We start from the raw sequence: 20,584 nt of genomic DNA on the forward strand, positions 1-20,584 counted from the left end.
TCATTGTTTATTCCGGCGAATAGCCTCTCGCATCCGCTGAAGTAAACTGCCGTGCTCTGACGAAATAAAATCATCAATAACCCATTGGTCGTGGGTAAGGTGGAGAAGGAAGTCCTGCATTTTGCGTGGCCCTTTGGTGAACGATAAATGTGCGCGTATCCGGGCAGTATTCCCTTTCTTTTCTATCACCGTGATGCTGTCGATTTTTTTGAATTGAGTGATTTCACAATCACATATTGGCTCGGCCTTAAGTAACGCGAGATAATTATCATCGGCAAAAGAGAAGGGGGTCAGTTGATATTCCGTTACGGTTTGCCTGAATTCTGCCGAGACCACGCCAGTCCACGACCATGTTGACTCTCCCATGCGGGAAAGCAGTTCATGGATAAATGCCTGAGGCTGCTCTTTTTGCAGCGATTTTAGCGCGGCAAGCGTTTTTTGATTATTACCCTCCATCCCCTGATAGAGACTGCCGGATTCGTTGACCACATCGTCAATCAGCCAGCGCTTGTTTTCTGCTATCAGTTTTAGCGTCAGCGTGACGGTCTCTTCGCTTTCCTGAAATGGACGAAAGCGCACGACAGCATCAGTGTGGGTAGCATCCAATTGGCCAACGGTGACATTCTCCAGTACCAGGTTTTCGTAATCCTGACAGTCGCAGATGGGATCGCCATTCAACCAGCCTATGTCGCCAGGTAAGGTCAGGCGATTATCCAGTGCAAGAGCCCGTTTCATCCGCGCAGAGATAATCGATTTGTCGCTTAAATCGTCGAAAAGGGGAGGATTCGCACCGTTGCTGTAGCGCTGATAAATTTTCCTGACGGTCTCTTCCGGTGTCTCTTCAGCGAATGCCTCAGGACTGCATAAACACCACAGTACGCTGAACAATAGCCATTTGGGTTGGAATTTCACGTTAATGTTCCTGAGGTAAAAGGCTATCAGAGAGGTTAACAATGGCGCTGGAGATGGGGAATGAATAATTTCTGAAAAGCCCGGAAGAAACCGGGCTTGAGGGAAGGATTAACCGCCGAACTGATCCGGGTCTGGACCCAGACGTTTGTTCTGATCCAGTTTGGTGATTTCACTCAATTCATCTTTATCGAGACGGAAGTCCCAGACGTTAAAGTTCTCGGCGATGCGCGATGGTGTCACGGATTTCGGGATCACCACCAGACCGCTGTCCAGATGCCAGCGAATAACGATTTGTGCCGGTGTCTTGCCGTATTTATCCGCCAGTTGATGGATGATTTTCTGATTGAAGACGCCTTCGCCACCCTGGGCCAGTGGGCTCCAGGACTCGGTCTGGATTTTATGCGTGGCGTTCCAGGCGTGAAGCTGGCGCTGTTGCAACAAAGGGTGAAGTTCAATCTGGTTAATGACCGGGGCGATGCCAGTTTCATCAATCAGCTTTTGTAGATGATGAATCTGGAAATTACAGACGCCGATGCTTTTCGCCAGCCCCTGCTGCTGAAGCTCAATTAAGCTTTTCCAGGCGTCCACGTAATGGTTGGTTGCCGGGACCGGCCAGTGAATTAAATATAAATCGACGTAGTCGAGCTGGAGTTTTTTAAGACTTTCCTGGAGCGCTTCACGGGGTTGTTTTTGATCGTCATTCCATAACTTTGTGGTGACAAACAGCTCATCACGGGCGACGCCTGCGCTGCTCAGCGCATTACCGACGCCGGTTTCATTCTGGTACACGGCGGCGGTGTCAAACGAGCGATAACCGACTTCCAGCGCCTTATGAATGGCGGAGACGACTTCCTCGTTGCCTGCTTTCCACACGCCGAGCCCCAACTGGGGCATCAGGTTACCGTCGTGTAGTTTTATAACGGTTGGATGTGTCATGCCTTCCTCCTGTTAATGAACCCGGCGGAATAAATTCCGCCGGGGGGTAGCATTAAGTCTGGACGAAATAGCTAAAAACGGTAGTTAAACTCCTCTCCTTTGCGTGAGTTTACGCGTCGGAGAGGATGTTTATTAGCGTGCGGCCTCGTAAATACGGCGGCTGACGTCCAGAGTAATATCCTGGTTTTCACCCAGTTGAGTCATACCGTGCTCTTCGAGTTTCGCCAGCAGCGCCGGGATAGAACTGCCATCCAGACCGTAGGCAGAAAGGCGAGTCGGAACGCCCATTTGTTCGAAGAAATCACGCGTCGCAGCAATAGCGGCATCGATACGCTGGTCTTCTGAACCTTCGGTGATGTTCCAGACGCGCGCGGCGTACTGCAGCAGTTTGGCGCGTTTAGCGTCGCGCTTTTCATTCCACAGGGCGGGCAGGACGATAGCCAGCGTCTGTGCATGATCAAGCCCGTGCATTGCGGTCAGTTCATGGCCCAGCATATGGGTTGCCCAGTCCTGCGGCACGCCTGCACCAATCAGGCCGTTCAGCGCCTGGGTTGCGGCCCACATAATATTGGCGCGAACGTCGTAGTTTTCCGGCTCTTTCAGTGCTTTCGGGCCATCTTCCACCAGCGTCAGCAGAATGCCTTCGGCGAAACGGTCCTGAATTTTGCCATCAACCGGGTAAGTCACGTACTGCTCAACGGTATGGACAAATGCGTCAACCACACCGTTGGCAACCTGGCGCGGCGGCAGAGTGTAGGTGTAAACCGGGTCAAGGATGGCGAATACCGGCTGAACGTGAGAAGACATAAACGCGCGTTTGTCACCAGTGGTTTTACGTGAAATCACCGCGCCTTTATTGGATTCGGAACCGGTCGCTGGCAGCGTCAGCACAGAGCCCATCGGGATGGCGCTGGCAACTTTGCTACCGTAGGTTTCGAGGATTTCCCACGGATCGATGCTGGTATCATAGTGCGCCGCCGCGGCGATGAATTTGGTACCGTCGAGAACAGAACCGCCGCCGACTGCCAGCAGGAAAGTGATCTTTTCATCACGTGCGATTTTCACCGCGTTCATCAGCGTTTCGTAGGATGGGTTTGGCTCGATTCCGCCAAATTCCAGGACGTCAATGCCGCTTAGCGCGCTCAGAACCTGATCAAGCACGCCGGTTTTCTTCACGCTACCGCCGCCGTAGGTGACAAGCACGCGTGCATCCGCCGGGATTTGATCGCGCAGGTTTTCAATCGCGCCTTTGCCGAACAGAATGCGGGTTGGGGTATGTAGGTCGAAATTATTCATGGCTGGTGCCCTCAAATAGATAAATCCGCCAACAGAGACAATACCTCTGCCAGATGACGAACATTGTGGTCCTGTCGCCCGTTTCCCTCAATGCACATTCCTGCCGTTGTCTTGCCCATTTCTCTTAAGGGCTGGAGAAATCCCCAAAAAGCACTCACAATGCTGAGGTAAAAAAACGTTCGGAGAAGCACGATAAATGAAGCGCGCCGAGATATGCCAGCTATTAACAGATAAAGTTAATCAGCTGAAAGATAAAGAAGAAATACTCACTAGCCTGCTGCCGGATATTCGCCTGTTGTATGGCACTCAGCCGGGTACCCGTACGCCGGTCATGTACCAGCCGGGGATCGTTTTTCTCTTTTCCGGGCATAAAATTGGCTACATTAACGAGCGGACCTTTCGCTATGACACCAATGAATATCTGCTGTTGACGGTGCCGCTGCCGTTCGAGTGCGAAACCTTCGCCACTCCGGAAGTGCCGCTGGCGGGGATTAGGCTTAATGTCGATATTCTTCAGTTGCAAGAACTGCTGATGGATATTGGTGAAGATGAGCAGTTTCAGCCGTCAATGGCATCAAGTGGGATCAACTCGGCGGTGCTGTCCGAAGAGATTCTGTGCGCGGCGGAACGCCTGCTGGATGTGATGGAGCGTCCGCTGGACGCGCGTATTCTTGGCAAGCAGATTGTCCGCGAAATCCTCTATCACGTCTTGATCGGGCCGTGCGGCGGGGCGCTGCTGGCGCTGGTGAGTCGACAGACCCATTTCAGCCTGATTAGCCGCGTGTTGAAGCATATTGAAAGTCAGTACACCGAGAACCTGAGCGTTGATCAGCTGGCGGCGGAAGCCAATATGAGCGTCTCAGCGTTCCACCATAACTTTAAATCGGTCACCAGCACCTCCCCGCTGCAATACCTGAAAACCTATCGTCTGCACAAAGCGCGCATGCTAATAATCCACGACGGCATGAAGGCCAGCGCGGCGGCAATGCGGGTAGGATATGAAAGCGCGTCGCAGTTCAGCCGCGAGTTTAAGCGTTACTTCGGCACCACGCCGGGGGAAGATGCGGCGCGAATCAGGATGATTCAGGGAATGTCATGAGATACTTCAGGGCGTCAAAAAGGCCGCCCTGTATTGGGCATCAGGCGCTGCAGTATTTCTTTTTGATAACCACGATAACCGTTCCAAGTAGACCGGCAATCAGCAGCACAATAGGCAGGATCATCAGGCAGGTCATCACCTGATCTTCATGACGCTTAACGAAAGGAATCATGCTCAGCGCGTAGCCCAGACCGGTAACCACGCCAACCCACAGCAGCGCGCTCAGCCAGTTAAAGAACTGGAAGCGGCGGCCTGGTAGTCCGGAAATCCCCGCCATGGTGGGCAGCAGAGTACGCACGAATGCCAGGAAACGACCCGCCAGCAGCGCCAGCAGACCGTGTTTATCAAACATGCAGGTTGCCCGCTGATGATATTTATCCGGCAGATGCCCGAGCCAGCGTTTAACCGTTACGGTATTACCCAGCCAGCGACCCTGAATATAGCTCAGCCAGCAGCCGAGACTGGCTGCCGTTGTCAAAATCAGAAGAGTCGGCACAAAGCCCATCACGCCTTTGGCAATCAGCGCCCCGGCGAGCAGCAGCAGGCTATCGCCCGGTAAAAATGAGGCGGGTAGCAGGCCGTTTTCTAAAAATAGGGTTGCGAACATGACCAGATATACAACGCCCACAACGTGGGGGTTTGCCAATGCGGCAAAATCATGTTGCCACAGCGCGGCGACAATTTCTTGAATGACAACCATGGACTTTCCTAAGTGGTACCGTATTTTTTGACTAGTGTACTCCTGAAGAGGCCCGAGCACCTTGATCCCGGGCGCAACTCAAGCGGCCGCTTCTCTTAAAAACGTCCGCTAATGTTGCCACTCACTGTCACTCTACACGATACGCGCAAAGCCCGCCGCTAAATCATCCAGCAGATCGGTAACATTTTCTAACCCGATGTGAACGCGAATTAGGGTGCCGCTGAAATCGACTTCAGCATCCGGGCGGATCGCGGCGATTTGCTCCGGCTGGTTGGCTAAAATCAGTGATTCAAACCCACCCCAGGAGTAGGCCATGCTGAACAAGCTGAAGTGGTCCAGATAGGCGGAAAGTTCGGCGTCGGTCAGGCGTTTATTGAGCACAAAAGAGAACAGGCCGCTGCTGCCGGTGAAGTCGCGTTTCCAGAACTCATGCCCTTTGCTGCCGGGCAACGCCGGGTGATTGACGTGCGCCACCTGTGGTTGCTGCGCCAGCCACTCGGCGATGTGCAGGCTGCTTTCATGGTGCTGACGCAGGCGTACGCCTAAAGTGCGCAGGCCGCGGCTGGTCATATAGGCGGTATCGGCATCCAGCATTTGCCCCATCAGGTAGGCATTTTCGCGCAATTGCGCCCAACAGCGCTCATTGGATACCGCAGTGCCGACCATCCCGTCGGAATGGCCAATCAGGTATTTGGTTCCGGCCTGAATAGAAATATCGATGCCGAAATCCAGCGCTTTAAACAGTATGCCCGCCGCCCAGGTGTTGTCGATCATGATGATGGCTTCGGGGGCGACGCTGCGAACCGCCGCAACGATTGCCGGAACATCATGAACTTCCATGGTGATGGAGCCGGGGGATTCCAGAAATACCACTCGGGTGTTGGGCTGCACCAGGCGAGCGATATCGCCGCCGATCAATGGGTCAAACCAACTGGTGCTTACGCCAAGTTTAGCGAGGATTTTAGTGCAAAAATCCTGGGTCGGTTCGTAGGCGGTGTTGGTCATCAGAACATGATCGCCCTGCTCGACAAAGGCCAGGATGCTATTGGCGACCGCCGCTGCGCCGCAAGGGAAAAGGGCACAGCCTGCACCGCCTTCTAGCTCGCACATCGCTTCTTGCAGAGAGAAATGAGTCAGGGTGCCGCGACGACCGTAAAACAGCTCGCCTTTAGCCCGGTTACGGGTGGCCTGTTTTTTGGCTTCGACGGTTTCGAAAACCAGCGATGACGCGCGCTGAATCACGCTGTTTACCGAGCCCTGAGTATACTTTTTACGGCGGCCAGCGTGGATCAGCGCAGTATCAAGATGTTTATCAGTCATGTTCAGATAACCTGTTTTTATACGTCTGGACGTCTAAACTAACATGAATACTTATTTGTGTACCGGGCATCGACGGATACAGGTAAAAATTTTCCTAAAGCCGGAGCCAGCAACTTTTTTACTGCGTAAGCGCAAGGAAAATAAACGTGATTTGCTGCACAGTGTAAATACTAATGAGAACCACTATCAATTCGATGTCGTTTTGATATTATTGTGCGCAGATTTTGTGATTTACGTCCTGGAGATACAGTGTGGGTAATAATTTGATGCAGGCGGATCTCTCCGTTTGGGGTATGTATCATCATGCCGATATTGTCGTTAAGGTAGTGATGATTGGCCTGATTCTGGCGTCGGTCGTCACATGGGCTATCTTTTTCGGCAAAGGCGCAGAGATCCTGGCGAGCAAACGCCGCCTCAAGCGCGAACAGCAGCAGGTTGCTGAAGCACGCTCTCTCGACCAGGCCAGCGATATCGCTAGCACTTTCCATGCTAAAAGCCTGACTTCGCAACTGCTCAATGAAGCGCAGAATGAGCTGGAGCTTTCCGCAGGCGTGGAAGATAACGAAGGCATTAAAGAACGTACCGGTTTCCGCCTTGAGCGTCGCGTGGCGCAGGTCGGTCGCTATATGGGCCGTGGTAATGGTTATCTGGCGACTATCGGTGCAATCTCCCCGTTCGTCGGCCTGTTTGGTACCGTCTGGGGCATCATGAACAGCTTTATCGGTATTGCCCAGACGCAAACCACTAACCTGGCGGTTGTTGCTCCAGGCATCGCGGAAGCGCTGCTGGCGACGGCGATAGGCCTCTTCGCCGCGATCCCGGCTGTTGTCATCTACAACATTTTCGCCCGTATGATTGCCAGCTACAAAGCTTCCCTTGGCGATGTTGCGGCCCAGGTATTGCTGCTGCAAAGCCGTGACCTCGACCTGAGCGCCAGCGGCGTTAAGTCGGTCCGTACCGCACAGAAATTACGCGTAGGTTGATGCTTTATGGCAATGCATTTTAACGAAAACCTCGATGATAACGGCGAAATGCATGACATCAACGTGACGCCGTTTATCGACGTCATGCTGGTGCTGCTGATCATCTTTATGGTGGCGGCTCCGCTCGCTACCGTAGACGTGAAGGTGAATCTCCCGGCGTCTTCCAGCCAGCCGCAGCCGCGCCCTGAAAAGCCTATTTATCTGTCGGTGAAAGCGGATAAAACCATGTTCCTCGGTAATGACCCGATCACTGAAGAGAGCATGATTACGTCGCTGGATGTTCTGACTGAAGGCAAGAAAGACACGACGGTCTTCTTCCGCGCGGATAAAACCGTGGATTACGAGACGATGATGAAAGTTATGGATACTTTGCATCAGGCGGGCTATCTGAAGATTGGTCTGGTGGGCGAAGAAACCGTAAAAGCAAAATAGTCCCCCCTCTCCAGTGCATCTCCCCCAGGCTGGCCTCGTGCCAGCCTTTTTTACATCCCCCCATGCCTCACCTGTGGTCGACTGTTGCATTAACGTTGCTCTGTTGCGGTATAATGGCGGTCGTTTATGTTAACCGACAGGATCTTATGGAACGCTTTCTGGAAAACGCTATGTATGCCTCGCGCTGGCTGCTGGCACCGGTTTATTTTGGCCTATCGCTTGGGCTGATTGCGCTGACGATCAAATTTTTTCAGGAGATCTTCCACATACTGCCGCATATTTTCAGCGTCAGTGAGTCGGATATGATTCTGACCCTGCTGTCGCTGGTGGATATGACTCTGGTGGGCGGTCTGCTGGTGATGGTAATGTTCTCCGGCTATGAAAATTTTGTCTCGCAGCTGGATATCAACGAGGGTAAGGAGAAACTCAGTTGGTTGGGCAAAATGGATGCCACCTCGCTAAAAAACAAAGTTGCCGCCTCTATTGTGGCGATCTCTTCCATTCACCTGCTGCGGGTGTTTATGGATGCGAAAAATGTCCCCGATAATAAGCTAATGTGGTACGTCATTATCCACCTGACGTTCGTGCTGTCGGCCTTTGTAATGGGTTATCTCGATCGCCTGACGAAAGTTAAACACTGAAGCTGATGGCATACCTGTTTTAGGCATTGTGCTTGTATTTCTGCCGGGTGTCGGCTTGCGCCTTACCCGGCTTACAAATTTAGTGTCCCTGCAGGCCCGCTCTCTGGGCTCTTTTCTCCTGTTTCTATTCTTCTCCGCTGGCACATACCCGAGCTTCTGCTTTGCTTAAAGGGCGCTTAATAACGGAGGAAGAATGATGACGCGACTGACGGCCAAAGATTTCCCACAGCAGTTGCTGGAGTACTATGACTACTATGCTCACGGCAAAATCAGCAAACGCGAGTTTCTGCAGATGGCGGGAAAATATGCCGTCGGCGGGATGACCGCGTTAGCGTTGTTTAATCTGCTGAAGCCTGACTATGCTCTGGCGGAGCAGGTGGCGTTTACCGACCCGGATATCCGTCCAGAATATATTCACTATCCCTCTCCTGATGGCCACGGCGAAGTGCGGGCGTACCTGGTGACGCCGACGAAAATCACTAACAAAGTGCCTGCCGTGGTGGTGGTGCATGAGAACCGTGGTCTGAATCCCTACATTGAGGACGTTGCCCGGCGGGTGGCGAAAGCGGGCTATATCGCGCTGGCGCCGGATGGCCTGAGCTCCGTTGGCGGTTATCCCGGCAATGATGATGAAGGCCGTGCGCTGCAGCAGAAAGTTGACCCCGTGAAGCTGATGAATGATTTTTTCGCAGCTGTAGCGTTTATGGAGAAGCATCCGCAGGTAACGGGAAAGGTCGGCATGACCGGTTTTTGCTACGGCGGTGGCGTGAGTAATGCGACAGCGGTGGCGATCCCTGAGCTGGCCTGCGCGGTACCTTTTTACGGTCGCCAGCCGCCGCTGAACGAAGTCGACAAAATTAAGGCTCCGCTGCTGCTGCACTATGCCGGACTGGATAGTGGCATCAATGAAGGCTGGCCCGCCTATGAAAAAGCGCTAAAGGAACACAATAAGGTCTATGAGGCTTATATTTATCAGGGAGTTAACCACGGTTTTCATAATGACTCCACGCCGCGCTACGATCGGACTGCCGCCGAGCTGGCATGGCAGCGCACGCTGGCATGGTTCGAGAAGTATCTGCGCTAGTGAAATCGACTGAAATAGCACTACCACTCGCTCAAAAAATCGCTATATAATTTTGTATATAACGATTGGGGGGAGTTCGATGGAAAACCATTTTGGTAAAGGCCTAATGGCGGGGCTACAGGCGCCACATGCTGACACCGCCACGCATGCGGCAAATTTTTGCTCCGACTATAAACGTGGGTTCGTGCTCGGCTATTCACACCGCATGTTTGAAAAAACCGGCGACCGCCAGCTTAGCGCCTGGGAAGCGGGGATCCTCACCCGTCGCTATGGCCTGGACAGGGACATGGTGATGGACTTCTTCAAAGAGGGAAGTTCGTGCACGTCAATGCGCTATTTTATGGCGGGCTATCGGCTGGAAAGCTAAAAACCGGAGGCTGAAGCCTCCGGTGGGCAAGTGCATTAGGCCTGGCGCTTATCTTCGGTTTGCGTCTCGAAATCGCTGGCGGCATGGCGCTCGTGGAGCTGCTCATTGAGCGGGCCGAAGGTGCGGTTAACCATGCGTCCACGCTGAACGGCCGGACGGTCTCCGACCTCCTGCGCCCAGCGCAGCACGTTTTTATAGCTGCCTGCATCAAGAAATTCGGCGGCGTTGTAAACATTCCCCAACACCACGTTGCCGTACCACGGCCAGATAGCCATATCGGCAATGGTGTACTCTTCTCCTGCCACAAAACGACCGCGGGCAAGCTGCTTATCCAGCACGTCAAGCTGGCGCTTGGCTTCCATCGTAAAGCGATCGATCGCGTATTCGATTTTCACCGGGGCATAGTTGAAAAAGTGGCCAAATCCGCCACCGAGGAACGGAGCCGCACCCTGCAGCCAGAACAGCCAGTTAAGGGTTTCGGTGCGGCCTGCCGGATCTTTTGGCAGGAAGAAACCGAACTTCTCCGCTAGATAGAGCAGGATGCTGCCGGATTCAAAAACGCGCGTTGGCGGCGTGGTGGAGTGGTCGCTGAGCGCGGGGATTTTCGAGTTCGGGTTAACCTCGACAAAGCCGCTAGAGAACTGATCGCCCTCGCCGATGCGAATCAGCCAGGCGTCATACTCCGCGCCGCTGACGCCCAGCGCCAGCAGCTCTTCCAGCATAATGGTCACCTTTTGACCGTTGGGCGTCCCCAGCGAATAGAGCTGAAGAGGGTGTTCACCCACCGGCAGCTCCTGGTCATGGGTTGCGCCGGAGACGGGACGGTTGATATTGGCGAATGCGCCGCCGTTGTTTTGCTTCCATTCCCACACTTTTGGTGGTTGGTAGTTATTCTCTGACATGCTGGCCTGCCTTTTTCATGAGGTGTTGAAATAGTGTAGTTGGCGCTATAGCGCCGGAGCCGTACTAAGCCAGAATTCGCGCGGCCCACACGCTGATATCATCGCCGCTGCCGAGATCCGCCTGCACCAGGCCGTTAACCATAAAGGTCGGCGACACGTGGATGCCGTTCTGGCGGGCGTATTTGCTATGCCATTTGATCTCGTTTTGCAGTTCCGGATGGGCAAATGCCGCAGCCAGCGAGACGTGGCTATAGCGTTCGATTCGCTCAATAATCTGCTGCGGCGTGACGTTCATGTTTGGCCCGCTACAGTGGTCGGTAAACTCGAACTCCTCGCGGTGGTCAGCGACGGCTTTCAGCACCTTGTGCGCCTGCTCGCGACCGTGCGGCAGAGTGGATGCGGCGAGAATGCAGCGCACGATGACGCCGGAGAACAGATGCCACGGCTGAGACTGAAGACGAATTTTGATGGTGACGTTATCCGCGCCAACTTCATCCAGCAGGTCATCAAGTTTATTGAAGGCGCGCACCGAGTAAGGGCAGGTGGGTTCGAGGAATACCTCAAAGGTGCGTGGGCCATGCCCCCAGACCAGCGGTTGGGCAGTCAGATGCGAAGGTGTGCTCATTGTCGACTCCTGATTGTTTTTTTATATCAAATAACGATATCACTTTTGCCTGGCGGCGCAGGCTTATTTTCCTTAAGGGCACGATTAGCGAATCGAATGAGTGGTATCATCATTTCACCTCTGTCTGGTAAGTGCCTGCGGCAGGATAAGAAGAGGGAGTTTTGTTTCGCCAACTGCCCGGGCTGCATTAATTTGAGGTCAGGCTAAATGAGTAAAGGTTCGACAAACAGTGACGCCCCGTTTGGTACACTTTTAGGCTACGCGCCGGGCGGCGTAGCGATTTATTCTTCGAATTACAGTAGCTTAAATCCGCAAGATTATCCGGATGACGCCACGTTCCGCAGCTATATCGGTAATGAGTATATGGGGCACAAATGGCAGTGCGTAGAATTCGCACGCCGCTTTCTGTTCCTCACCTACGGCTTTGTGTTTACCGACGTCGGCATGGCCTACGAAATCTTCTCTCTGCGTTTTCTGCGCGAAGTGGTCAATGACAATATTCTACCGCTGCAGGCTTTCGCTAACGGCTCCCGCCGTCCGCCGATTGCCGGTTCTCTACTGATTTGGCAGAAGGGCGGCGAGTTTAAACACACCGGACACGTGGCGGTGATTACTCAACTGGTCGGGAATAAAGTGCGGATCGCCGAGCAGAACGTGATTCACGCGCCGCTGCCGCAGGGCCAGCAGTGGACCCGTGAGCTGACGCTGGAAGTGAAAAACGGCATCTACACGATTAAAGACACCTTTGCCGATACCGAAATCCTTGGCTGGATGATCCAAACCGCTGATACCGAGCACAGCCTGCCGCAGCCGGTTCTGCCGGGTGACGCGATGGCTATCAAAGGCGCGCGGTTGCCGAATAAAGGCCAGTTCCGCGGTAACTGGCTCAACGAGAAAGATTCGCTGCAAAAAGCCTACGTTGAAGCCAACGGCCACGTTATCAATAAAGACCCTTACCAGTATTTCACCATTAGCGAAAGCGCCGAGCAGGAGCTTATCAAGGCGACCAACGAGCTGCATTTGATGTACCTGCACGCCACCGATAAGGTGATGAAGGATGACAGCCTGCTGGCGCTGTTCGATATTCCGAAAATCCTTTGGCCGCGCCTGCGCCTCTCGTGGCAACGCCGTCGGCATCATATGATTACCGGTCGTATGGATTTCTGTATGGATGAGCGCGGGCTGAAGGTTTATGAGTACAACGCCGACTCCGCATCTTGCCATACCGAAGGTGGCCTGATCCTCGAACAGTGGCTGAAACAGGGCTACTACGGAACCGGACACAACCCGGCGGAAAACCTGCTGGATGAGCTGGCCGGGGCGTGGAAGCACAGCCGGGCGCGCCCTTTCGTGCATATCATGCAGGACAAGGATCTGGAGGAGAACTATCACGCGCAGTTTATCCAGCGTTCGCTGACGCAGGCCGGTTTCGACAGCAAAATCCTGTACGGCCTTGATGAGCTGCACTGGGATGCCGCCGGGCAGCTTATTGACGCCGACGGTCGGCTGGTCAACTGCGTCTGGAAAACCTGGGCATGGGAAACCGCCATTGAGCAGGTGCGTGAAGTCAGCGCCGACGAGTATGCCGCCGTGCCGATTCGCACCGGGCATCCCAACAATGAGGTGCGCCTGATTGACGTTCTGCTGCGTCCTGAAGTCTTAGTGTTTGAACCGCTGTGGACGGTCATCCCCGGCAACAAGGCGATTCTGCCGGTGCTGTGGTCGCTGTTCCCGAACCATCGTTACCTGCTGGATACCGATTTTGTGGTCAATGAGCAGCTAGCGGAAACTGGCTATGCGGTTAAACCAATCTCAGGCCGCTGTGGTAACAACATTGACTTGATTGGCCCGCAGGACGAAGTGCTGGATAAAACCAGTGGCCAGTTTTTCGACCGCAAGAATATTTATCAGCAGCTGTGGTGCCTGCCGAAGGTGGATGGAAAATACATCCAGGTTTGCACCTTTACCGTTGGCGGTAACTATGGCGGCACCTGCCTGCGCGGCGATGATTCGCTGGTGGTGAAAAAAGAGAGCGATATTGAGCCGTTAATCGTGCTAAAAGACAAAGATAACCGTTAAGTTTAGCCCCGGATTGCGGCGATTCTCTCCACCTGCGGCATTTGTAGCCCGGGCAAGGCGCATCGCGCCGCCCCCGGGTAAGTCCGCAGGGGCGGCAGAATTTCCCGGAGGCGATGCTGCGCATCTGTCCGGGCTACCAGGGTATGAACACTAAGCTCTCGGTAAACGTAGCGCGGCCAGGGAATTATCGGTAAAAAATAGATAAAACATCACAACAACAAGACAGAAAAGGAAAATAGTATGCACGATCGGCGACTCGCCGCCCGCGCGGGTGAACTCAAGCCCTCCGCCGTCCGCGAACTCCTCAAGCACAGTAAACTGCCCGGTGTTATCTCTCTTGGCGGCGGCATTCCGGCCCCGGAGCTTTTTGATACCGAAGGCTTGAACCTGGCGGTGCAGCAGGTGATGAGCGGGCGCTTTAACGATGCGTTCCAGTACGGTTTGACCGAAGGCTACCCACCGCTGCGTCAGGCGGTGAGCGAACTGTGCCATGCGCGCGGCGTTGCCTGCCCGGCAAGCCATGTCTATATCACCTCAGGCTCACAGCAGTCGCTGGATATGATCGCCCGCACGCTGCTCGATCCAGGCGATGCTATCGTCGTTGAGCGCCCGACCTATCTGGCGGCGCTACAGGTCTTCCAGTTGGCGCAGGCCAATATTCTCAGCGTCGATACCGACGATGACGGCATGCTGGTTGAACAACTGGCTGACCTGCTGGAAACCACCCGCGTCAAAGCCGTTTACCTGGTGCCGACCTTCGGAAACCCCGGCGGGAAAACCCTGAGCGAAGCGCGCCGCCGCCGTGTGGTTGAACTGGCGAAGCAGCATGATTTCGTGATTATCGAAGACGATCCGTATGGTGAAATCAGCTTCACAGACGAAGTGTATCGTCCGCTGTATCAATATGCAGTTGAATTGGGTTGTGAAGATCAGGTGGTGTATACCTCCACTTTCTCCAAGATCCTCGCGCCAGGTATGCGTATTGGCTGGATCGTGATGCCGGACTGGCTGGCCCAGCAGACAGTGATCGTCAAACAGGCGGCGGATCTGCACACCAATATGCTGTCGCAGGTGATCACCACGGAATACCTGGGTATGAATCGTCTGGAAAATCAGATAGCCCTGATCCGCGAAGATTACCGCAAGAAGTGTGTGGCGCTGGCCGATGCGCTGGAATCTCGTCTTGGAGAGCATCTTGAGTTCAGCCGACCAAAAGGCGGTATGTTCCTGTGGGCCCGCTTCCGCTATCCGTTCGATACCATGGAATGGATGAAGAAAACGCTGGAAAACGGCGTGGTCTACGTGCCTGGTGAAGCGTTCTATAACGACAATCCGGATACCCGCACGCTGCGTCTGTCCTACTCTACGGTATCGGCAGACGGCCTGATGACCGCCGTTGAGCGTCTGGCGAAGTCACTGTAATCGCATCGCTGGACGGCGCGGGGCTATGACATTGTATTGAACCGCCCGCAGCAGATGGCTGCGGGCGAGAGAAACTCAGAGGAGGGCGCTCTGGCGGCTTATCGCCAGCCCTGGTTGTTAATCCTGCTCAGCAATGCGATCGTCAAGCCAAATAAGCATCAATGAGGAGAGAAAAGCGACAGCAATGGTACTAATAACTAACAGCATAAGAAGAGCCTCAGGGGTTTTATTATTTTTGTGCTTTTACCGATGAGTGATTATTTCTGTCCGTGATGGTGACTTTAGTATCTTGTTGGGAGGTGGCGAGGGTGAAAAAATCATCAGCGTCAATGTCGAAATTTAGAACGATTTCCTTATATTTCCCACAGTTAATTAACTCTTTTGCTTCTTTCATACTACAGGCTGTAATTGTCGGCATCAGTTTTATCTCGTTTAAAAACTGAGAAGCAAAATAAGAGCTTGTTGATACCAGATCAACTACTTTTTATGGTAATGGCAATCATAAGTCGGATTGATGATTGCGGCTGCCGATAGCCAATTGAAACATAATTTCTGTTTTACCTTTCCTGCCAGCGTTTCATTTTGCGGACGGCGTTCCAGCATGAGCCAATCTTCGGCGTCAAAAATTGACCTCTTTACAATTTTGTGGGGAATAGCAAGCCGCCAGCGACGACGGCTTGCTGTGGTTTTTTAAAAGGCGTAAGCCACGCTTAAATTGCCGCTATAGCCGTGGCTGTCGCCGCCGCTGGCGATTTCCGCCTGACCGCCCAGGTTCAGGCTCAGTGCGCCGCGCGTCACGCCAATGTTGGCACCTGCATTGAACATATCGCGGCTATTGAAGGCCGAGTTTTGTACGACCTCATATTGATAAACTTGTCCACGAGTGCGCACCGAGGGGCCGCTGAAGCTATGTTCATAGCCGACATTCACCGCCGGGGAAATCGTCCAGCTGCCACTGTTTTGCGGATTAAAGGCGAAATTAATATTGGCAATGCCGCTGGCATTATTTTCGCTGACGCGATCGACGTCGAGCGCCAGTTCGCTGCCGTTCTCATGGAAGGCATCCATGCGCAGATGGGTTAATCGGGTGCCGACAGAATACTCGACGCTGGCGAAATCGAGCGGGCTCACGTAGCCCAGGCGTAGCGTGCCGCCGAACAGTTGTCCGTGGGTATCGCCAGTGGCGGTACCTAGTCCGCCGCCCATCTTGCGGGTGCTGCTGTAATCAATCCAACCGGCGTTAAGATCGGCTGCGGCAAAGAGACCGTGATTAAGATCCTCGAATGCATAGTGGCCACCGAAACCTAACAACGTGGTATTAGCATCCGCGTCGGCGTTGGCGCTGCCTAGTGAACCCCAGCTATATCCCAGCGTGCCGTAGCCGCTAAACTGCGAGTTCACCCTCTGGGTATAACCCAGCAGCGTACCAGTGGTGTGCTCATTGCTGCTGGCGGCGCGGGCGGAACCGTCGGTACCCAGATAACCGTTAAGCCCGGTTAACCACAGTTTTCCTTCGCCGTCGCGCAGCTGGCGGCTGTCGATATTCGGTGCCAGCGCACGATCCAGACGTGAGCCGCTACGCAGCAGGTAACTCGCGGCATCCGCATGAATTTGTCCGCCAACCTGAGACTCCACTCCGCCAAGCGTCCCGACATCAATAGCCGATTGCAGATAGTTGTTATAAGCGGTGTAACGGCCGGAAAGCTCACTGTTTTGTAGCGCGTTAAGCAGCGCCGCGCCCTGTGCCGCATTCCCCCGTAGCCCGCTCTGCCCTGGAAGCTGACCATAATGGACCATTTTTCCGCGCAGCACGTAGAGAGTCTCCTGCGATAGCCCCAGCCCTTGCTTCAGATAGTTATCGACGGAGCCGTACTCGCGGGTGATCTCATCCAGTCCGGCCTGCAGATAGCTGGCATCGACGCCAAGCAGCGGCTCGTAAATCGCTGCCATAGCTGGCGGCATCATCGCCAGGGTCGCCTCAATACGCTGACGAGTGTAATCGTTGGTGGCGAGGTAGTTTTCCATGATGGTCGTGTTGTCGACACCGGCGATACTCAGCAACATGGCGGCGGTCCAGCCGGTTCGGTCTTTGCCTGCGGTGCAGTGGAACAGGGCGGCACCGTCGGCGCTGGCCAGATCGTTAAACAGAGTGCTGAACTGCGCGCGCATCCCGGCATCGCTGACGAAAGAGACGTTGGCCTGCTGCATCATCGCTTTTGCTTCAGCTGCGCTGGTGACGTTAATCGAGGCGGTATTACTGCCCGAAGCTGCATTGCCGATGATATCAATATTGGTATAGGTTGCCCCGTCGGGCATCACGTCCGGGCTGCTGGCGATTTCGCTGGTGGTACGTAAATCATAAACATCGCTGATGCCAAGCGTGCTGAGCGTAGCCTGGTCTGCGGCGGATAACGCCAGGGCATTAGAGCGATAAAATACCCCGGTGCGCATGGTGCCATCATGGCTGGTAGTATAAATCGAGGTAGTGCCGGCAATATCACGAAAATTATCCATGCTAGCGAGCGTGGGCGTATTTATTGGCGCGGCGTATAGCGCACCAGAGACGGCAATGGTGACCAGAGAGACTGTAACAGGAATATAGCGAATCAAAATAAGCCTCGATATTTATGGATTGTAATGTGTTGTTTATTAAGGCTTGAGAATATAGGGTGGGATTGTGACAGAATTATGTCCAGATGGTTTTTTTGTGAAATAAACAAGGCGAAATTAGATTAGGTTTATTTATGGAATATATTGTTTCTCTCACGTTAAGTCATATTAATCATTCGCCATATTAATCTTTTACATCCCGCTCGCGGCAGCAGGATGTTATTTTATTTTTTGATCAGGCAGTCATTTTGCTCTATTCAGTAGCCGACCTTATAGATTCGCCCTGTCTGGACGCCTTCCACGCTGCGGCGGTAGGTCTGGGCCACGCGGGCGGCGGGGATGCTCTCAAAACCAGGGAAGTACCCGTCGTAGGCTTCCGCCGATTCGCTCAGCACGGTAGGGCTAATCAAATTGATACGAATTCCGCGCGGTAGTTCGCAGGCGGCGGCGCGAACGAACCCTTCCAGCCCGGCGTTCACCGTGGTGGCATTGACTCCCTGGGCGATGGGCTCATGGGCAACTATCCCGCTAATCAGCGTAATGGAACCGCCGTCGTTGAGGTAATGCTGCCCGGTCAGCGCCAGACGAACCTGCCCCAATAGCTTATCCTGCAAGCCCTGGTTGAAATCGCGGTCGGTCATGGTTTCCAGAGGACCAAAGAACAGATTACCGGTGGCGGAAACAATTGCGTCTATCCGGCCAATGTTTTCAAACAAACTCTGCACGCTCTCTTGCGAGGTGATATCAACCTGATAGTCGCCCTGAGTGCGGCCAACGCGAATAACTTCATGGCGCTGACTTAATTCTTGCGCAACGGCGCGGCCAACGGTACCGCTGGCACCAATAATGATGATTTTCATAGCAGACTCCTTAGAACCTATCTCATTAGGCTATTTTATTTGCTGGTTTGGCCCTGGGCAGTGCTCAAAATCCTCACGTACTACGTGTACGCTCCGGTTTTTCCGCGCTGTCCGTGACCAAACCACCGGCAACAATTACGCCTACTGGGATAGGCTCTTTAATGTGGTGAGCCTCTATTCTTTAATAAAACAGATATCGGATAAACTGGCGAAAAGTTAGATGATTGCTAACCAGGAGTTTTTAATATGGATAAGCTGCGGGCGATGGAGGTCTTTATTACGGTGGTGGAGTGCGGAAGCTTTACCGACGCCGCATCGCGCCTTGAGATGTCGGCGGTCATGGTGGGTAAATACATCGCGCTGACTGAGCGCCAGCTAAATACCCGTCTGCTGGAGCGCAACACTCGTCGTCAGAGCCTGACCGATGCCGGGCGAGTCTATTTTGAAGAGGCGAAACGCGTCCTTGAGCAGGTTTCGATTGCCGAAAGCTCGGTGGAGCGACTACGGGTAGCGCCAGCGGGCACGCTGCGGGTGAGCGCGCCGACGTCGTTTGGTGCCTGCGTCATTGCCCCACTGACCGCGACTTTTCTGCAAGCCTGGCCCGATGTGCGGGTCGAACTGGATCTGACTAATCGAATGGTCGATCTGGTGGATGAAGGCATCGATCTGGCGATCCGCATCGGTGAGATCCATAACGACGATCTGGTGGCAAAATATCTCGCGCCTTACCGGATGACGATCTGCGCCGCGCCCGACTATTTAGCCCGCCACGGTACGCCGAATACGCCAGCCGATCTGGTCGATCATCTCTGTTTGTCGCATACGGTGTGGACCGCGCGCAACGAGTGGAAATTACCGGGAGCTGAGGAGGGGATCCGCTGGAAGCGTGACGCAATTCTGCGCTGCAATGATGGTTATGCCCTGCGAATGGCGGCGATTGCCGGAGCCGGGCTGTTGCTCCAGCCGGAAGTGCTGCTGGCCGACGCGCTGGAGTGCGGCAAGCTGGTTCGTGTGCTGGAGGATTATACGCCGCAGCCAAGACCGGTTCATTTACTCTGGCGGCAAGATTTTCGCCCGCTGCCGAAGCTAACGCGTTTTGTTGAGCATCTTCTGCAGGGGCAGCAGTAGAACAGCGGCCCGCCTTTGCGGCGGGCGATGCATTTAGTCGCGCAACGCATGACGCCAGTCGGCGATCAGATCCTGTGGATCTTCAATCCCTACCGACAGACGAATCAACTGCGGAGTAATGCCGTTGGCTAAACGCTGCTCCAGCGGAATAGATGCGTGGGTCATGCTAAACGGCTGGCTCACCAGGCTTTCCACGCCGCCGAGGCTCTCCGCGAGGGTAAACAGCTTCAGCTTGCGGATGATCCGTTCGGCATAGCCGTCGTCGCCTTTGACCACCACAGAGATCATCCCGCCGGGAAGCGCCATCTGCTCGCGCGCCAGTTGATGATGCGGATGCGAGGCCAGCCACGGGAACCACACCTTTTCGACCTGCGGCTGCTGCTCCAGCCACTCGGCGAGCAATAATGCATTGCTACTGTGGCGCTCCATACGCAGGGCCAGGGTACGAATACCCCGCAGCGTCAGGAAACTGCTGAACGGATCAAGCACGCCGCCCACCGCGTTTTGTAGATAGCCCAGCTTTTCCGCTAGTGCGACGTTGTCGCCAACCACCGCCAGACCGGCAACCACATCAGAGTGGCCGTTAAGATATTTGGTCGCCGAGTGCACCACGATATCGAAGCCCAATTCCAGCGGACGATGGATAACCGGTGAAGCAAAGGTGTTGTCGGTGACGCTGATAATATTGTGTCGCCGCGCAATGGCGGCAATAGCGCGGAGGTCAGCCAGCTTAAGTAGCGGGTTAGTTGGTGTTTCAACCCAAATCATCCGCGTGTCGGGCTGAATGGCCGCTTCAATGCCAGCCAGATCGTCCGGCTTCACCCAGCTCACCCGCAGACCGGCGCTGCGGCGACGAACGTTTTCGATAAGACGATAAGTACCGCCATAAACATCGTCTACGGCGACCAGGTGGCTGTCTTTATCGAGCAGTTCAAGTACGGTAGAGATTGCTGCGAGTCCGGACGCAAAGGCGAAGCCGCGCGTACCGCTTTCCAGGTCAGCAATTGCCGTCTCCAGCGCGTGGCGGGTTGGGTTACCGCTGCGCGAATATTCGTAACCGGTATGCTGGCCCGGCGCGGGCTGGGCAAAGGTGGAGGTGGCGTAGATGGGCGGCATCACCGCGCCGTGTTCGTCGGTAAAGGTGCCGCTATGTACGCTCAGTGTATGCAAATTGGTCATTGTTAAGTC

21 protein-coding genes are annotated in these 20,584 nt (G+C 54.2%); 10 read left to right on the top strand and 11 right to left on the bottom strand.

Going from position 1 to position 20,584, the window contains the following annotated elements:
• From HV213_RS04045 to yqhD, 3 genes are all read right to left on the bottom strand, one after another.
• Entirely contained in the window at positions 1 to 912 is a 912-nt protein-coding gene (locus tag HV213_RS04045) for a DUF3828 domain-containing protein (RefSeq protein ID WP_181484853.1), read from the bottom strand.
• Between the two features lie 108 nt (positions 913 to 1,020).
• The gene (dkgA, locus tag HV213_RS04050) at positions 1,021 to 1,848 is read right to left on the bottom strand and encodes a 2,5-didehydrogluconate reductase DkgA (protein ID WP_181484854.1); all 828 of its coding nucleotides are present in this window, start codon (positions 1,846 to 1,848) and stop codon (positions 1,021 to 1,023) included.
• A 132-nt stretch (positions 1,849 to 1,980) separates the two neighbouring features.
• Positions 1,981 to 3,144, bottom strand: a complete 1,164-nt coding sequence (yqhD, locus tag HV213_RS04055) for an alcohol dehydrogenase (protein WP_181484855.1) — start codon at positions 3,142 to 3,144, stop codon at positions 1,981 to 1,983.
• A 196-nt stretch (positions 3,145 to 3,340) separates the two neighbouring features.
• Between yqhD and HV213_RS04060 the strand changes: the two genes are divergently transcribed.
• On the top strand, positions 3,341 to 4,243 hold the full coding sequence (locus HV213_RS04060; protein ID WP_181484856.1) for an AraC family transcriptional regulator: 903 nt from the start codon (positions 3,341 to 3,343) through the stop codon (positions 4,241 to 4,243).
• 40 nt (positions 4,244 to 4,283) lie between these two features.
• On the opposite strand, the gene yghB is transcribed toward HV213_RS04060, so the two are convergent.
• Together yghB and metC are read right to left on the bottom strand one after the other, a co-directional pair.
• The gene (gene yghB / locus HV213_RS04065) at positions 4,284 to 4,943 is read right to left on the bottom strand and encodes a DedA family general envelope maintenance protein YghB (RefSeq protein WP_181484857.1); all 660 of its coding nucleotides are present in this window, start codon (positions 4,941 to 4,943) and stop codon (positions 4,284 to 4,286) included.
• Positions 4,944 to 5,075: 132 nt separating this feature from the next.
• Positions 5,076 to 6,263 carry a cystathionine beta-lyase gene (gene metC / locus HV213_RS04070; protein ID WP_181484858.1) on the bottom strand — a complete coding sequence of 396 codons (1,188 nt, stop codon included), beginning with the start codon at positions 6,261 to 6,263 and terminating at the stop codon, positions 5,076 to 5,078.
• A gap of 251 nt (positions 6,264 to 6,514) precedes the next feature.
• Here metC and exbB point away from each other — a divergent pair, with 251 nt between their 5' ends.
• From exbB to HV213_RS04095, 5 genes are all read left to right on the top strand, one after another.
• Entirely contained in the window at positions 6,515 to 7,246 is a 732-nt protein-coding gene (exbB, locus tag HV213_RS04075) for a tol-pal system-associated acyl-CoA thioesterase (RefSeq protein WP_110273052.1), read from the top strand.
• Positions 7,247 to 7,252: 6 nt separating this feature from the next.
• Positions 7,253 to 7,678, top strand: coding sequence for a TonB system transport protein ExbD (gene exbD / locus HV213_RS04080; RefSeq protein ID WP_112213736.1), 426 nt, complete (start codon positions 7,253 to 7,255; stop codon positions 7,676 to 7,678).
• A 146-nt stretch (positions 7,679 to 7,824) separates the two neighbouring features.
• Positions 7,825 to 8,319 carry a TIGR00645 family protein gene (locus HV213_RS04085; RefSeq protein WP_004105804.1) on the top strand — a complete coding sequence of 165 codons (495 nt, stop codon included), beginning with the start codon at positions 7,825 to 7,827 and terminating at the stop codon, positions 8,317 to 8,319.
• A 196-nt stretch (positions 8,320 to 8,515) separates the two neighbouring features.
• Positions 8,516 to 9,403 carry a YghX family hydrolase gene (yghX, locus tag HV213_RS04090; protein WP_181486332.1) on the top strand — a complete coding sequence of 296 codons (888 nt, stop codon included), beginning with the start codon at positions 8,516 to 8,518 and terminating at the stop codon, positions 9,401 to 9,403.
• Positions 9,404 to 9,482: 79 nt separating this feature from the next.
• Positions 9,483 to 9,770 carry a DUF2623 domain-containing protein gene (locus HV213_RS04095; RefSeq protein WP_181484859.1) on the top strand — a complete coding sequence of 96 codons (288 nt, stop codon included), beginning with the start codon at positions 9,483 to 9,485 and terminating at the stop codon, positions 9,768 to 9,770.
• 35 nt (positions 9,771 to 9,805) lie between these two features.
• On the opposite strand, the gene yghU is transcribed toward HV213_RS04095, so the two are convergent.
• Complete coding sequence (gene yghU, locus HV213_RS04100) at positions 9,806 to 10,672, bottom strand: glutathione-dependent disulfide-bond oxidoreductase (RefSeq protein ID WP_181484860.1); 867 nt, start codon at positions 10,670 to 10,672, stop codon at positions 9,806 to 9,808.
• A gap of 64 nt (positions 10,673 to 10,736) precedes the next feature.
• Complete coding sequence (locus HV213_RS04105) at positions 10,737 to 11,297, bottom strand: DsbA family protein (RefSeq protein WP_181484861.1); 561 nt, start codon at positions 11,295 to 11,297, stop codon at positions 10,737 to 10,739.
• On the opposite strand from HV213_RS04105, the gene HV213_RS33525 reads away from it, so the two are divergent.
• The 3 genes from HV213_RS33525 to HV213_RS04115 all read left to right on the top strand — a co-directional run bounded on the left by HV213_RS33525 (position 11,297) and on the right by HV213_RS04115 (position 14,798).
• Positions 11,297 to 11,428, top strand: a complete 132-nt coding sequence (locus HV213_RS33525) for a hypothetical protein (RefSeq protein WP_309146792.1) — start codon at positions 11,297 to 11,299, stop codon at positions 11,426 to 11,428. The genes HV213_RS04105 and HV213_RS33525 overlap by 1 nt on opposite strands.
• A 76-nt stretch (positions 11,429 to 11,504) precedes the next feature.
• Positions 11,505 to 13,376, top strand: coding sequence for a bifunctional glutathionylspermidine amidase/synthase (gene gss / locus HV213_RS04110; RefSeq protein WP_181484862.1), 1,872 nt, complete (start codon positions 11,505 to 11,507; stop codon positions 13,374 to 13,376).
• 240 nt (positions 13,377 to 13,616) lie between these two features.
• Positions 13,617 to 14,798 carry an aminotransferase-like domain-containing protein gene (locus HV213_RS04115; RefSeq protein ID WP_181484863.1) on the top strand — a complete coding sequence of 394 codons (1,182 nt, stop codon included), beginning with the start codon at positions 13,617 to 13,619 and terminating at the stop codon, positions 14,796 to 14,798.
• Positions 14,799 to 15,027: 229 nt separating this feature from the next.
• Here the strand turns inward: HV213_RS04115 and HV213_RS04120 are convergent, their stop codons facing one another.
• From HV213_RS04120 to HV213_RS04130, 3 genes are all read right to left on the bottom strand, one after another.
• Entirely contained in the window at positions 15,028 to 15,216 is a 189-nt protein-coding gene (locus HV213_RS04120; protein WP_110273060.1) for a hypothetical protein, read from the bottom strand.
• Positions 15,217 to 15,488: 272 nt separating this feature from the next.
• Positions 15,489 to 17,408, bottom strand: a complete 1,920-nt coding sequence (locus tag HV213_RS04125; RefSeq protein ID WP_181484864.1) for a tyrosine-protein phosphatase — start codon at positions 17,406 to 17,408, stop codon at positions 15,489 to 15,491.
• A 257-nt stretch (positions 17,409 to 17,665) separates the two neighbouring features.
• Positions 17,666 to 18,268, bottom strand: coding sequence for a short chain dehydrogenase (locus HV213_RS04130; RefSeq protein WP_181484865.1), 603 nt, complete (start codon positions 18,266 to 18,268; stop codon positions 17,666 to 17,668).
• 246 nt (positions 18,269 to 18,514) lie between these two features.
• On the opposite strand from HV213_RS04130, the gene HV213_RS04135 reads away from it, so the two are divergent.
• The gene (locus HV213_RS04135; RefSeq protein WP_181484866.1) at positions 18,515 to 19,396 is read left to right on the top strand and encodes a LysR family transcriptional regulator; all 882 of its coding nucleotides are present in this window, start codon (positions 18,515 to 18,517) and stop codon (positions 19,394 to 19,396) included.
• 33 nt (positions 19,397 to 19,429) lie between these two features.
• Here HV213_RS04135 and HV213_RS04140 read toward each other — a convergent pair whose 3' ends face one another.
• The gene (locus tag HV213_RS04140) at positions 19,430 to 20,575 is read right to left on the bottom strand and encodes a trans-sulfuration enzyme family protein (protein ID WP_181484867.1); all 1,146 of its coding nucleotides are present in this window, start codon (positions 20,573 to 20,575) and stop codon (positions 19,430 to 19,432) included.
• Positions 20,576 to 20,584: the final 9 nt, after the last annotated feature.

It is taken from the genome of Klebsiella sp. RHBSTW-00484 (genome assembly GCF_013705725.1).
Taxonomy (GTDB): Bacteria; Pseudomonadota; Gammaproteobacteria; order Enterobacterales; family Enterobacteriaceae; genus Klebsiella.